Here is a 13991-nt window from a genome sequence, read left to right on the forward strand (position 1 = left end):
CAGTGGGTGATTGCAGCAGTCTGCAGTCCCTCCAGGGCCAAACGCAACGGGGCCAAGCGTGCTTTCCGTACAGAGTGTCGGGGCGCACAAGGCGCCCCGAAAAAGACTTACTCCGGCATGCTCCACGGTGCCAGGTCGAAACCCTGGCTGCGCAGCTCATCACGGGAGTGCTGCAGCGCATCTTCCAGCTGTTGCGGGTCGCTGTAGGTGGCGCAGGACAGCTGGCGACCTAGCAGGCGGGTGCTGGTGCGGTCGACGACGCTGATGTTGATGATGCCGGTGCCGTCCTGCGGAGCCCAAGCCACGCACTGGAACGGGCGAAAGGCACGATCGGCAATCAGCAAGGCTTCGTTGAAACGCAGCGGTGTGTTCATGGGTTCGGTTTCTCCGAGTTGATCCCAACAATTAATTGCGGCCAGCTTGTTGGCCTTACATTGCTGTTGATGAACTGAGCGAACCCATAAGTCACACATCGCTGAAAAAAGTTTTATTGCTGTGCGAAGTGCCTCGGTAAAAAACTTCTGGCGTCTCGGCGATTACAACTTTCTACTGTGAAAGTTCCTCCTGCGCTTCCTCTGCGATCGCCTGCGGCTCAGGCGCAGCGGGGGCTGGGGCGTTGCGCTGATGGCGGTAGGCGCTTACGGCTTCATATACCGACTTGCGCAAACGGTTTATGCCGCCGATAGGACGGTGTTCGGGTAACGCATGCCAGGGGTTGAAGGACAAATTGTCGCAGAAGAGATTTTGGTCGCGGCTGTCGAAGTCCTGCGGCTGCACGGTAATACGCGCGACGCTTTCAAAGGGCGATATCTTTTCGTTCCATTCCACTGTCGGATCTTCGATGGGCATGTAGTGCTGCGCGTTCTGTTTTTGCACCTGAAGTTCGAAGCACGCCGGTGCGCGATCCAGTGACAGTTGCTGGTAAAGCGCATTGCGCAGGAAGTTGGGTAAGTCGGTGTTCTGTTCCGGCAGTTCATAGGGTGGGCAGTTCTGCGCAGACGGTATGACTCGGTACTTGATGTTCAGCTCGCCGAGCTTGAACGGTGCAATGGAATTGTAGGTGGTAGCCACCGGGCTTTCCGGTGCAGGCGCCAGGGTTTTCAGGGCGATGATCAGGTGGCGTATTTCCCAGGTGCGCGGGTCCCAGCTGGGAAAGAACGCCAGGGCCTTCTTGCCGTCGGCCTGGGCGGCGAAGTTGCTGCGGTATTCCGCCACGTCGCGGACGAAGAAAGCAGGGTGATTGAACATCACGAAATCCTGCTCGCCAGCATGTGCCGGGCTCTTCATGAGTTTCTCACCCGGTACGTCGAGCAGCTTGATGGCCATGCCGCGGGCATCGCGGGCGCGGTCGAATTGCGGATAGGCGTTGCCGTTGGACAGGCGCATCCAGGCTTGCCAGGTATGCCCTGGCTTACTGAACACGCCTTGGCGCAATGATTCGTCCAGCGTATCCAGCACCTGCATCTCTGCCCTGACGCAGCCGTGTGCCTTGGCATGGGCATCGCGCAGCACGCGGGTATTGTCACGATGCTGCTCGACGATGCGCACCGCATCTTCGATGATCAGCCGGCTCAGGGCGGCTTCATCCGGAGCGATTTCTTCTTCAGTGGAAACCGGGCCGGAGAATTTCCAGGCGTAATAGGCCTCGCCCAATCCCCAGCCAACCAGGCCGAGCAGCGCGACGGTGAGCAGCAGTTTGCCGAGCAGGCGACCGAGCCAGAGCCACAAGCGTTTCAACATCGTTGCAATCCTTGTTCTAGGTATCGGTTGAAATCAGCCTTCGCAGCTCGGGCCGGGCGTCCAGGGGCGTACCGGCACATCGCTGAGCTGGGTTTCCAGTTCGGCATTGCCGAGCACCTTGAGGTATTCGATCAGCGCCAGACGCTCGTCCGGCGACAGGGCGCGGCCGATCACGCCTTCCTGGCGGCAGCCGTCGCGAAACTCATGACCGCCGTTGCCATTGCCGGTGACCCTGGTGTCGAGCAGGAAGCCGCCCTCGAACTCTTCGCTGCGATAGCCCACGCGTACCGGGTCGTATTCGAAGTTGCCGACCCAGAACTTGGCTTGTCGTTCGTAAACGGGGGAGAGCAGCTCGAATAGATTGGGCACCGAACCGTTATGCAGGAACGGCGGGGTGGCCCAGATGCCGTCCAGTGGGCGCGCCTTATAGCCGCGCTTTTCCTGAACGCCGATGGGCAGGCCGTAGCCATCCATTTCCTGGCGCTGGCGCGGCCCGATGCCGGCGTCCTGATAGGCGCGGTTTTCCACATAGGCGGTGATGTAGGCAAGGGCCCTGGCACTGGAAATGCTCTTGAAATCCACATCGTCGAGGCTGGCGCCGTATAGCTTTACGTCAAGCTTCGACAGTTCGGCCTTGGTCCAGCCCAGGCGGCTGATGTCGAAACGATGATCGGCGATATTGTCGGCAGTGGTTGGATCGGTACCGACGATGCTGACCGGCACCACGCGCATTTTCCACTCGGGATCGCGTGATGGCGCCAGACGCTCATCCCGCGGTTTGGGATCGGCAGCGTGGCAGTAGGCGCAGTTTTCGCTGTAGAGGGCCTTGCCGCGACTGGCCAGGGGCAAATCCACCGTGCCGAATATGGCTTGTGGCCATTTCGGTGGCTGTAGCCGTTTCAAGGTTTCCTCGAGGGTGTACAGGTCGTGCAGGCGCACGCTGGAGGCGTAGCGATCGGCCTCGGCGACGCCTTTGCCGTGCTCGTCGAGCAGGTGCAGGCTGGCGCCGACGCCAAGGGCCTCGCCGACGTTGCGCGCCATCGGTTGCATGGCCGAGCCATTCCATTGCACCCAGTCGAACTTCCAGATGTCCCAGAGATGTGGGTAGCTCACCGGGGCATCGGCGATGCGGTAGTTGCGGTCGTCAAGGTCGTCGCCAAATACGGTGTTGGCGATACGGCCGAATGCATCGGTACGACCAAAGCCTTCCTCGGTCGGGTAAAGGCCACGATGCCAGTCGTTGAATGCAGTCGCCAGCAGGCGGTCGAGCACCTGTTTGAATTCCTCGCGCAACTGATCACGGCCTTGCTCGTACTGGTTGCCCAGCACTTGATGGGCGAAGCGACGGAATTTCAGCGGGTTGTAGTAAGTGAAGGCCATGCTCATGCCCAGCGCCTGGCCGAAGCCACCGCCGCGCAGGGTGGGTACGGTGGATGCCAGCGAATGCAGGGCGGCGCCGCCATCGATGCGCACGGCCTGGCCCTGGTAGCGCAGCTCACCGGTATGGCAGGCAGCGCAGCTGATATCGAGAAAGTGCTCGCCGCTCTCGCTGTCCTGATGCCTGGCGAAGCCGACGGGCAGGTTGCCGGGGTTGAGTGCACTTGGCTGCTGCCTGGGATCGGTGAGAAAGCCGAAGCGGGCCAGGTAATCGAGACGGGCGAACTTTTCCGTGCCGAAGGGCATTTCCAGCGCAGTGAACCAGTCGTAGCGCAGGCCTTTTACCGTGGTGCCTTGCGGTGTGTAGTAGTAAGTCTGGCGCTGCTCCTCGCTCCACTGCTGCAGATAATGCAACTCGTCTGGCTGCTGGTAGGTCGGCAGGTTGGGGTTGGCCACGTAGTACAACACCACCGCCAGACCGATCAACGCCAGCAAGATAACGAGTTTGAAAACACGGCGGAGCAGACGCATCGGAACATCCTTGTGGCGTTCTTATTAATTGGCTCGTTATGCCAATACTGCAGGCTGTTGGCAAGGTGCCATCGCGATGATCATGAAAACTGCGCAATAACCCACAGGAACAAGGCTTATAGATAAATGATCCATTAAGCGTCAAAGTTCTTGCTAGCGTTACACTTGTGTGCGCCAAAGCATTGTTTTTATTGGGATTACAAAATAATGGCGCCAAGGATGGAGTATGCAGGCTGTATCCGTAGTATCCCGGCGTTTATTGGTGCTCGAACCTTTCGCTGCATGCGAGACGTTGCTTGAGCCTTTGCGGGCGGCTGGCTGGACCTTGCAGCGTGGTCCGGCAGAGACCTTTACAGCCGATGGAGGTGATGCGCTTCTGCTTCACCTCGACCAGCAACCTGGGCACGCATTACTCCAACACCTGCAACGAACAGGGCTGTCGTGCGTGGCACTGCTGAATGCCCAGCGCCTGAAGCCAATCGACAGCGAAGTGCTCGTTGGGGACTGGTTCTTCGCAGTGCTGTCGCTACCGGTGGAAATTCCACGCCTAATGGAGGTTTTGCAGCAGGCGCAGGCAGCCACGCGCTTGCGCAGGCTTACAGCCGGGCGGCAATCATCTCAGTTTCTGGGCAATAGCGGCACGGCGCGAAGCTTGCGCAAGCACATGGAGTGCCTGAGTCGTGTCGACGGCCCGCTGCTCGTCAGCGGCGAGCGGGGCAGCGGCAAACATCTGCTGGCGCACTTGTTCCATCAGCGCAGCACCCGCCGGGCACAGGCCGTGCGCCTGGTGAATTGCGCCGAGTGCTTCGATGAGGCCGTCGTGGCTGCATCGAGTACTACCACCGTCCTGCTCGAACACGCCGCACAATTGCCCGATGCCGCGCAGCAGCGCTTGCTGGGTTACCTGCTGGTCCATCCTCGGGCCTCGCTGGTGACCCTCGATGGTGGAGAGCTGATGCAGGCTGTGCAGCAAAGACGCTTCAGCCGTGACCTGTTTCATCTGCTGGCGACGCAGCGACTGCACACGCCGAATCTGCGTGAGCAGCCTGGCGATCTGTTGCTGCTTGCCGAGCATTTCGCCAAACAGCATGGCGAGTTGGTCGGCCCCCAGAAGCGGCCTTTCAGCGAGGATGCGATCGATGCCATGCTCTGTCACGGCTGGCCGGGCAACGTAAGCGAACTGCGCAATCGCGTGATTCGCGCCCTGGTACTGGCGCAGGGGCGGCAGATCCAGGCCGAAGACCTGGGCTTGCAGTCGGTACAGGCCGACACCGCCTGCCCGGTGACACTCGAGGACTACATCCTGCGGGCCGAGCGCCAGGCGCTGAGCGACGTGTTGGGGCGTTACACGCACAACATGAGTCAGGCGGCGCGCACGCTGGGGATCTCGCGGCCGACTTTCTATCGCCTGTTGCACAAGCATCGTCTGCGCTGAAGCGCATGCTGTAACGCCCCAGAAACACTGCTAAGGTGCCTGGCAAACCTATCGCCAAGGAGATTTACATGCACCCGTTCGACGCCGCTAAGCCGCCGAAACTGGCCGTGTTGCTGGGTTATGCCGGGCTGCTGCCATTCCTCGGCGGCGCGCTGGGCATCTGGGTGATTCCCTTGGGCTGGCGACCCTTCGTGCTGGATGCCTTGCTGGATTTCTCGGCAGTGATCCTGGCCTTCATGGGTGCCATTCACTGGGGCTTGGCGATGCGCGCGGAAGAGACCGACGAGAATGCCAAGCTGCAGCTGGGGCTCTCGGTGATTCCGCCTATGCTGGGGTGGGCCGCCCTGGCTGGCGGACTGCCGATGGGGGTATCGCTGCTGATCTTCCTGTTCGCCTTCATCGGTCTGTACCTGGCCGATATGCACGCAGTACGCGTCGGGCTGGCACCGCAATGGTATCCGGCACTACGCACGCCGTTGACGCTGGTGGTGTGCCTGAGCCTGCTAGTGGCCTGGGCCAGCGTGCTGGTCAGTTGAACCGAGCAGCGCTGCGACCTGCTCAAGCGCTGCCTCGCGCCGTTCGCGCCAACTGCCGGACAGCTCGCTGAAGGGCTGGTCGTGTTTCAGCAGCCAGTCCCGACAGGCCTGATGAAAAGTCTGGCGCTCAGCCAGTTGCGGCTGGCAGCGCTGGCCATCCTCGACCCAGGGCACGCCCGCTGGGTCGAGCAGCAGATGCTGATCGTAGTGACGTGCAAGCAGCTCGATTTCCAGCCAACCTGGGCAATTGCCGAACAGAAATTGGCTCCACAGCATGTTGCTCAACAGGTGCGTGTCGAGAATCAGCAGCGGGGGGCTGGCTGCTCGCGCGGCATCCTCCCAAGTCAATTGCCCGCGGGCGATCTCGGCGATATCGGCATAGCAGGTATCGCGCTGCTGCTCGTCGATGAAGTGGCGCACATATTCGCCGACCACCACGCCACCGAAGCGCGTCTGTATTTCTTCTGCCAGCCAGCTCTTGCCGCTGGACTCCGGCCCCGTCAGCACCAGTACTTTCATGATGCGTACTGCAGGGCCGGATCGCGGCGCCAGCTCAGCCAGCCGCTGACGGCCAGGGCGGTGAAGGCGGCGTAGAGAGCAGCGGTGAGATACAGCTCGCTATACAGGAAGAACGCCACGTAGCAGAGGTCCACGACCACCCAAAGCAGCCAGCATTGCAGGCGTTTTTGCGCCATCCATAACTGCGCGACCAGGCTGAAGGCGGTCAGTGCCGAATCCAGCCAGGGCGAGCTGGCGTCTGTGTAGGTGGCCATCAGATAGCCGAGCAGCCAGGCGCCGAGCGCGCCGATCAGCAGGCCGGCGGCAACTGCGGGGAGTCCCAGGCGGCTGACCTTGCGCCCATCATGACGCTCACCGCCTCGGGTCCATTGCCACCAGCCGTAGAGCTGCAGTGCAGCGAACAGCAACTGCAGAAGCAGGTTGGAATACAGCCGCCAGTCGTAGAACAGCCAGGCGTAGAGCAGCACCATGACCAGGCCGATGGGCCAGCACCAGGGGTTCTGCCGGACGGTTAGCCAGACCGCGACGATGCCGAGCCCGGCAGCAATGAGTTCGAGCCAGGACATGCGGCGTCCTCAAGCGGGGAAAGGGTAGCGATTGTACTGATGTGGAGGGCTCAGCACACCAGGCTGTCGGCCTGCCGGTAGAGCATCAGCAGCTTGCGCGTGATGGTCTGCTGGATGTCGTCGCGTTCGAAGCTCGACAATCGTTCCAGACGCGCCAGTTGCAGGCGGTGCAGGTGAATGTAGGGCATTTGCTGGTCGAACTCGCGCAGATCGCCCTTCATCAGCACGGGTAGGAACAGATCGCCGATTTTCTTCTGGTTGCTGATGATCTGCGCCAGTGCCGGTTTGAATGGCATGGTCTTGGGCGCCGGCCCGCCATCCCTGATCTGGGTGCTGAGCAACAGCCCGGGTTTGCCCAGCACCTTGCCCGGCAGCACGCACAGGCCCGTCTTGCGAATGGCCTGGCTGTCGATGCCGTGCAGGGTGTCGTGGAACGCATAAGGGTTAGGCAGCACCACCATCTTGCGCCCGAGATCGCTGGGGAAATGCAAGCTGTAGTTGGTGTACAGCTGCCCCACCGACTCGGAATAGACGCACAGGCGGTTCTCGAACAGCTTGATGAAGCGCTCGGCCAGTTCGCGGCGGGCCATGCTGTCCAGGTCCCAGACCAGGTCCTGGTTCTGCGGCCGACTGAAATCGACCTCCTGATGTTGCATGCTGCTCATGCCTGCCTCATACACGGAATTGCCCGAGCAGGCGGTTGAGCTGGTCGGCCAGTTGCTTGAGGTGCTGACTGGCCGCACTCGACTGTTCGGCGGCTTCGGCTGTGTTGTGAGCCAGCGCCGCCGTCTGCGTGACGTTCTGGTTGATGTCTTCCACCACGTGCGACTGCTCCAGAGTGGCACTGGCGATCGAGGCGTTGAGCCCGGTCAGGTTGCGCAGCGACTGGGCGATCTGGGCAAGGCTTTCACCGGCCTGGCTGGCCTGTTCCACGGTCAACTGGGAAGCGCGGCTGCTGTCATGGATCACCTTGACCGCGGCCTCCGAGTTGCCTTGCAGGCGTTCGATCATGCCCTGGATTTCGGCCGTGGACTGCTGGGTACGTTGCGCCAGCAGCCGCACCTCATCGGCGACTACGGCGAACCCGCGGCCCTGTTCGCCTGCGCGTGCCGCCTCGATGGCGGCGTTGAGGGCAAGCAAGTTGGTCTGCTCGGCGATGGATCGGATCACTTCCAGTACGCTGCCGATCTGCGTGCTCTCGCTGGCCAGCGACTGGATCACCTCGACGGCCTTGTCGATGGTGCCCGAGAGCTGGTCGATCTGGCGCAGGCTCGCTTCGATGTTCCGCTGCCCCTGGCTGGCCTGTTCCTCGGCCGTGTGCATTTCACCGGAGGCGTGTTCGGCGTTCTTCGCTACGTCCTGCACGCCGTAGGTCACCTGGTTGACAGCGGTAGCCACCAGTTCCATCTGCTGCGCCTGCTGCTGGCTGTGGCGCTGCGCCTCACTGGAAATATCGCCGAGGCTGCGTGCGGCCTGGTCCAGCGAACCTGCCGAGTCGAGCATCTGCCGGATGACGTGGCGCAACTTGTCGGTAAAGGCATTGAAATAGGTTGCCAGCGAGGTGAGCTCGTCGCGGCCGTGGGTGTCGAGGTTGCGGGTCAAATCGCCTTCCCCGCTGGCGATGTTGGCCATTGCCTCAACCGCAGCTTGTAGCGGCCGCACGATGCTGCGGGTGATCAGCACCACCAGAGCGGCGAGGAGGAGGGCGATCAGCAGGCCGATGCTCATGGCCTTCAACGCCTGGGTCCTGAATTCCGCCTGCACGTCGTCGACATATACGCCGGAGCCGATGATCCAGCCCCAGGGCTGGAACAGCTCAACGTAGGAAATCTTCGGGACGGGGTCGCTGGCGCCTGGCTTCGGCCAGCGGTAGTCGACCTGGCCGGCGCCCTGGCTGCGGGTGATGGCGACCATCTCGTTGAACAGTGCCTTGCCGTCAGGGTCCTTGAAGCCGGAAAGGTTCTGGCCCTCGAGCTTGGCATTCATCGGGTGCATGAGCATGACCGGGGTCTGGTCGTTGATCCAGAAGTACTCCTGGCCGTCGTAGCGCAAGCCGCGTATCACTTCCATGGCCTGTTTCTGCGCTTCTTCTCGGCTAAGGCTGCCGGCACTTTCCAGACCATGGAAGTGCTTGAGGATGCCGGCAGCGCTCTGCACCACATGTTCGGTCTTTTCCGATTTGCCGAAATACAGGTCGGTGTGGATCTGGCGCAGCATGTAGGCGCCCTGCAGGACCAGGGTCAGGATGGCCAGTGCCAGGATCAGCCACAGGCGGCGGCTGATGGGAAGGCTGCGTAAGCTGTTCATGGACGAATACCTGATTGTTGTAATTGTCGGCTTCAGGGCAACTCAAGAGTGCGCGAGGCAATACTGTCACATCGCCGCATTATTCACTCTAGTTGTCTGATAGCATTTCGGCCGTTCGGTACAGAACCTGAGCAAGCACCGAGCTAGACCTACGCGAGGAACCTCCGCGGCGGGTTTGTGTCCCACGGCGGGATCTATGTTCCACGTTCTAGTTTTACGCGCAGGTGAGTCGCCGCGCTTTGGGGGATTTGATGGATATCTGGGCGGCCTTTCAGGCCCTGATTCTGGGCATCGTGGAAGGCCTGACCGAGTTCTTGCCGATTTCCAGCACCGGGCATCTGATCGTGGTGGGTGATCTGCTTGGCTTCAACGGCGAAACCGCGACAGCGTTCAAGATCATCATCCAGCTCGGCGCCATTCTGGCGGTCATATGGGAGTTCCGGGCGAAGGTGCTGGCAGTGGTGGTCGGCTTACCCAGTGACCCGAAGGCCCAACGCTTCAGCTTCAATCTGTTTCTGGCGTTCATTCCGGCGGTCATCTTCGGTCTGGCCTTCGCCGACCTGATCGAGCACTGGCTGTTCAATCCGATCACCGTCGCCATGGCGCTGATCATTGGCGGCATCATCATGCTCTGGGCGGAGAAGCGTGATCACAAGATCCAGGCCGACACGGTCGACGACATGAACTGGAAACTGGCTTTGAAGGTGGGCTTCGCCCAGTGCCTGGCGCTGATTCCGGGCACATCGCGCTCGGGTGCGACCATCATTGGCGGTCTGGTATTCGGTCTGTCGCGCAAGGCCGCGACCGAGTTTTCGTTCTTCCTGGCCATGCCGACCATGGTCGCAGCCACGGTCTATTCGTTGTTCAAGTACCGCGACATTCTGCAGATGAGCGACCTGCCGATTTTCGCCATCGGCTTCGTCAGCACCTTTATCGTGGCGATGATCACCGTGCGTGCACTGCTCAAGTTCATTACCAGCCACAGTTATGCGGTGTTCGCCTGGTATCGCATCGCTTTTGGCCTGGTGATTCTCGCTACCTGGCAGCTGCACCTGATCGACTGGAGCACGGCGCAGCCGTAATCGGCAACGAGCGCAAGGGGCGCCTGAAAAGCTGGGACGACGCCAAGGGCTTCGGTTTCATTCAGCCGGAAAACGGCGGGGCAGAGGTTTTCGCGCATATCTCGGTGATGCGTGGCGACCGGCGCCCGCAGCCGGGGGATGACGTACTGTTCATCGAAGGGCGCGACCCGCGTGGCCGGCCGCGCGCCGAACACCTGCGCCTGACCGGCGAGTTGAGCCTCGACCGCCAGGCGATCCGGCGCACGCCGAAAAGTCCCAGCCCGGCCGCTTCGGTAGCGCGAAAGACGTCCGCCAGATCCGCGCACAAGGCAGTGGCTAAGGGTTCTATCCAGAACTTCTCCGGCAAAGCGGTGATGCTCGCTTTGCTGTGCGCCTTGCCACTGCTGGGCGCACTGCAGCTATCAGGCAAGGGCCTCGGGTGGATATTGCCGCTTTATCTGCTGGCCAGTCTGCTGAGCTTCGTGCAGTACTGGCTGGACAAACGCAGCGCCCAAAACGGTGGCCGCCGCACAGCGGAAAACACCTTGCATCTGGTGGAGCTGGCCGGTGGTTGGCCGGGCGCTCTGATTGCCCAACAGGCCTTCAGGCACAAGACACGCAAGGCGTCCTATCAGACGGTTTTCTGGCTGATCGTCGCTGCACATCAGATATTCTGGATCGACCTGCTGTTGCTCGATGGCGCCTACATCGCCCGCCACATCCCCTTATTCGTCCAGTAGCAGGCCGGGTCGCAGGCGTTTGGGCAGCCTGCGTACCACCAGTTGATGCGAGCGAGTCAGCAACTGGCGCAGCTCGTCGTCGCCCAGCGGCAACTGCCGGGCGCTCATGCTGATCCAGCGAGCGCGGGCCAGATAGGGCGCAGGGCGCACGCCCGGGCGGTCGACATAGCCAAGAAACAGATCGTCATCGACCTTGAAGGCCAGGTCTTCGCCGAGGAAGTCGAGGATGGCGAACATCTTGTTGCCCGCCACCGAGAACACCCGGTTGCTGCCCCACTTGAGGTCTTCGCGAGCGCCGGGCAGGGCGAGACAGAATGCGGCGATCTGGTCGGCTGTCATTGGCTTCTCCATCATGAGCAAGTCCGTCGACTGGGCGACTGACGGTGCAGCCGTTCGATTTGGCGCCGCGCATAACCGACGAAGTCGGCCAGTGCCTGCGGTCGCTGGGCCAGGTCATCCCGCGCCTGCCCCAGATAAACGTCTCGCGCAGTTTCCAGCAGCGGCCGGTGTGCCTGGGGTAAGCGCTCGAGCAGCCAGTTGGCGGCAACGTCCTTGGCGGCGATCTCGCCGCTGCTCAGCGTCAGCCAGATGCGCGCCAGGGCCAGTATCACGTTGCACTCATCGCCCAGCCAGTCGTCCGGCCCGTTCCATTGCGCTGCGGTGTCGTGCAGTGCGCGAAACATGTCCGCCTCGGGCACCGGTTCGAACAGTTCGGCAGCCGGTGGGCCGAGCAGGCTGATACCGTGCAGGCGCACCTGGCTCAGGAGGATGGCCAGGTCATGATCGGCCATGGCGGGCTCAAAGCGACCCGCCTGCAGATCGTCGCGCAGCCATTCGCCGAACTGCAGTTCGCGCATCGGTCGGTAGCGCCAGGGGCGCACGGCGTCATGTACCAGTACCGTCACCTCCAGAGGGCGCAGGTAAACGGTGGCCGGCCAGGCCGACAACCGCAGCAGGTCCGTCATCAGGGCCTGGCGCGTCTCGTCGCTCAGCGACGTGCTGACGGTGACCAGCAGGTCGATATCGCTTCCTGGCCTTAGGCCGCCAGCGACAGCGGAGCCGAACAGGTGCACGGCCAATAGCGTATCGCCCAGGTGGTGGCGCAGGAGGGCGAGGGCGTTGATGGTCTGTGAGTGCATGATATTGGCACCATGGATCGCGACTTGGTTGTCGCTGTTCGGCCATTGTCTTGTAGACTCTGGCTCCCTGTCATCGCCTGAGCTGGGGCTCGTCCGCGTCCCAGCCGATACCTTTCCATGAATCGCCATCGCCGCTTCCGGTTCTATTTCTGGCTCATGCTGGGCTTGTTGCTGCTCCCGCTGCAGGCAGGGGCCGCGGCTGGCTCTATCGACGCTGCGCAGCTGGAGCAGGATCCCGTATCACTGACCGCTCATGTGGCAATGCTGGAAGATTCTACTCGCACCCTGACTTTCGAGGTCGTTAGCTCTGTCGATATGGCTGAGCACTTTCATCATCAGCCGGTCGACAGCGCCTCGTTTGCGCTGGGCTTTACCCATTCGGCCTACTGGTTTCGTCTTGAAGTCGGCAACTCCAGCGACCAGTCGCTGACGCGCCTGTTGGCGGTCGACAACCCGCGTATCTCCCTGGTCGATGCCTACGTACCGGACGGGCAGGGTGGCTATCGGGCCTGGTTCACCGGGGCTGATCGCCCGCAGAGCGGCAAGGCCTACGACAATCGCAACTTCGTCTTCCCGCTGCACCTGTCGGCGCACTCGCAGCAGGTGGTGTACCTGCGGGTCGAGTCGAGCATCGGTCTACTGGTGCCGTTGCAGCTCTGGTCGGCGCAGGCGTTCCATGCCTACGAGCGCGAAGACTACATGGCGCGAGCCGGTTATATGGGCATCGCCGTTGCGATGATCCTGTTCAACCTGATGCTGTTCATCGCCCTGCGCGAGCGCATCTATCTGCTGTATGTGACCTTCGTGCTGTGCGCCGTCTGCACCCTGACGATCAAGAATGGCATGGCGCCGGACTGGACGTTGTTCGGTCTGCCGCTCAACTCCAACGTGGCCTATTACTCAGGCGCATCGCTGGCGTTGAGTGGGATGTTGCTGTTCATGCGCAGCATGTTGCCGACCGCACGCCTGTTGCCGCGGATGGACCGCTGGTTGCTGGCGTTGGTGGCGCTGTATCTGGTTTCGCCATTGATCTACGCCATTGCCTTGCCGCAGGTTTCACGCGTGGCCATCGTGGTCAATCTGCTCACTGCCTTCGTGATGCTCGGCGTAGGCGTGGCCTGCGCCCTCAAACGTCAGCGCAGCGCTTACTTCTTTCTCGCGGCCTTCGGCCTGCTGATTTTGGGGGGCGCCACCACCAGCCTGCGTGCCATGGGCCTGTTGCCGACCAACGCCTTCACGGTGGACGGCCTGCAGCTCGGCTCGTCGCTGGAGATGCTATTGCTGGCCTTCGCCCTGGCTGACCGTATCAATGTCATGCGTCAGGAAAAACTGCAGGCGCAGGCGGCGTTGCTGCAGGCCCAGGAACACCTGGTGGAAACCCTGCAGCGCTCCGAGCGCGAACTGGAACACCGCGTGGCCGAGCGCACCGAAGCGCTGCAGGTACTCAATAGCCGACTGGAAACCCTCAGCCTGACCGACGCCCTGACAGGCATCGCCAACCGCCGGCATTTCGACGAGGTGCTGGCCAGGGAGTGCAAGCGCGCTCAGCGTGTCGGCGAGCCGCTGGCCCTGGCCGTGCTGGATGTCGACTGGTTCAAGGCCTACAACGACCATTACGGCCACCCGGCTGGCGATAGCTGTCTGCAGCACGTTGCGCAAACCCTGGCCGCGACCATCAGCCGCTCCACCGACCTGGTGGCGCGCTATGGCGGTGAGGAGTTCGTCTTTCTCGCACCTTCTACCGGGCTTGCCGGGGCGCAGAGCATGGCGGAGAAACTGGTGAGGGCGGTCGAAGCACTGGCGTTGCCGCACGAGCGTTCGCCGTTGGGCCACGTCAGCATCAGCGTCGGCATTGCTTCGATGCAGGGCGATGCCGGCAGTTCGGCGCAGACGCTGCTGCAACGGGCCGATGCGGCGCTGTATCGGGCCAAGAGCCAAGGCCGCAATCGCGTGGTGTGTGACGGGCAGGCATAAAAAAGCCCCAGAGCATCCACCCTGGGGCTGAGGAAAGGTCGGCAAGGCTGCCGACCGGGGAGAGAC

General features: G+C 62.0%; 14 protein-coding genes. 5 read left to right on the forward strand and 9 right to left on the reverse strand.

Annotated elements, in window-relative coordinates:
• Positions 1 to 107: 107 nt before the first annotated feature.
• The 3 genes from B2U07_RS00270 to B2U07_RS00280 form a co-directional block, all read right to left on the reverse strand.
• Positions 108 to 374: a hypothetical protein gene (locus tag B2U07_RS00270; RefSeq protein WP_275545146.1), complete on the reverse strand. Its 267-nt coding sequence runs from the start codon at positions 372 to 374 to the stop codon at positions 108 to 110.
• A gap of 172 nt (positions 375 to 546) precedes the next feature.
• Complete coding sequence (locus B2U07_RS00275) at positions 547 to 1740, reverse strand: catalase family protein (RefSeq protein ID WP_275545145.1); 1194 nt, start codon at positions 1738 to 1740, stop codon at positions 547 to 549.
• A 33-nt stretch (positions 1741 to 1773) separates the two neighbouring features.
• Complete coding sequence (locus tag B2U07_RS00280; protein ID WP_296275394.1) at positions 1774 to 3648, reverse strand: di-heme-cytochrome C peroxidase; 1875 nt, start codon at positions 3646 to 3648, stop codon at positions 1774 to 1776.
• A gap of 445 nt (positions 3649 to 4093) precedes the next feature.
• Between B2U07_RS00280 and B2U07_RS00285 the strand changes: the two genes are divergently transcribed.
• Both B2U07_RS00285 and B2U07_RS00290 read left to right on the forward strand, forming a co-directional pair.
• Positions 4094 to 5083: a sigma-54-dependent transcriptional regulator gene (locus tag B2U07_RS00285; protein ID WP_275545143.1), complete on the forward strand. Its 990-nt coding sequence runs from the start codon at positions 4094 to 4096 to the stop codon at positions 5081 to 5083.
• A gap of 68 nt (positions 5084 to 5151) precedes the next feature.
• Positions 5152 to 5619 (forward strand): DUF3429 domain-containing protein, encoded by a 468-nt coding sequence (locus B2U07_RS00290; protein WP_275545142.1) that lies wholly within the window; start codon positions 5152 to 5154, stop codon positions 5617 to 5619.
• Here the strand turns inward: B2U07_RS00290 and B2U07_RS00295 are convergent.
• Genes B2U07_RS00295 through B2U07_RS00310 form a run of 4 tightly spaced genes read right to left on the reverse strand, consistent with a single transcriptional unit; the run spans position 5587 to position 9011 of the window.
• Positions 5587 to 6138, reverse strand: coding sequence for an AAA family ATPase (locus tag B2U07_RS00295; RefSeq protein WP_275545141.1), 552 nt, complete (start codon positions 6136 to 6138; stop codon positions 5587 to 5589). The two genes, B2U07_RS00290 and B2U07_RS00295, sit on opposite strands and share 33 nt — an antisense overlap.
• A complete protein-coding gene (gene pnuC, locus B2U07_RS00300; protein WP_275545140.1) occupies positions 6135 to 6704 on the reverse strand; it encodes a nicotinamide riboside transporter PnuC in 570 nt (189 codons plus the stop codon). The genes B2U07_RS00295 and pnuC overlap by 4 nt, the downstream gene beginning before the upstream one ends.
• A 50-nt stretch (positions 6705 to 6754) precedes the next feature.
• Positions 6755 to 7369 (reverse strand): hypothetical protein, encoded by a 615-nt coding sequence (locus tag B2U07_RS00305; RefSeq protein ID WP_275545139.1) that lies wholly within the window; start codon positions 7367 to 7369, stop codon positions 6755 to 6757.
• A 7-nt stretch (positions 7370 to 7376) separates the two neighbouring features.
• Entirely contained in the window at positions 7377 to 9011 is a 1635-nt protein-coding gene (locus tag B2U07_RS00310; RefSeq protein WP_275545138.1) for a methyl-accepting chemotaxis protein, read from the reverse strand.
• 251 nt (positions 9012 to 9262) lie between these two features.
• Here B2U07_RS00310 and B2U07_RS00315 point away from each other — a divergent pair, with 251 nt between their 5' ends.
• Positions 9263 to 10093 (forward strand): undecaprenyl-diphosphate phosphatase, encoded by an 831-nt coding sequence (locus tag B2U07_RS00315; RefSeq protein ID WP_275545137.1) that lies wholly within the window; start codon positions 9263 to 9265, stop codon positions 10091 to 10093.
• On the forward strand, positions 10072 to 10812 hold the full coding sequence (locus B2U07_RS00320; RefSeq protein ID WP_275545344.1) for a DUF1294 domain-containing protein: 741 nt from the start codon (positions 10072 to 10074) through the stop codon (positions 10810 to 10812). The genes B2U07_RS00315 and B2U07_RS00320 overlap by 22 nt, the downstream gene beginning before the upstream one ends.
• Here the strand turns inward: B2U07_RS00320 and B2U07_RS00325 are convergent.
• Positions 10798 to 11151, reverse strand: a complete 354-nt coding sequence (locus B2U07_RS00325) for an MmcQ/YjbR family DNA-binding protein (RefSeq protein ID WP_275545136.1) — start codon at positions 11149 to 11151, stop codon at positions 10798 to 10800. The genes B2U07_RS00320 and B2U07_RS00325 overlap by 15 nt on opposite strands.
• An 11-nt stretch (positions 11152 to 11162) precedes the next feature.
• A complete protein-coding gene (locus B2U07_RS00330; protein ID WP_275545135.1) occupies positions 11163 to 11951 on the reverse strand; it encodes an AadA family aminoglycoside 3''-O-nucleotidyltransferase in 789 nt (262 codons plus the stop codon).
• Positions 11952 to 12068: 117 nt separating this feature from the next.
• On the opposite strand from B2U07_RS00330, the gene B2U07_RS00335 reads away from it, so the two are divergent.
• Positions 12069 to 13925: a diguanylate cyclase gene (locus B2U07_RS00335; protein WP_275545134.1), complete on the forward strand. Its 1857-nt coding sequence runs from the start codon at positions 12069 to 12071 to the stop codon at positions 13923 to 13925.
• The last annotated feature ends 66 nt before the right edge of the window (positions 13926 to 13991 follow it).

It is taken from the genome of Pseudomonas sp. UBA7530, assembly GCF_002479365.1.
Lineage (GTDB): Bacteria > Pseudomonadota > Gammaproteobacteria > Pseudomonadales > Pseudomonadaceae > Aquipseudomonas.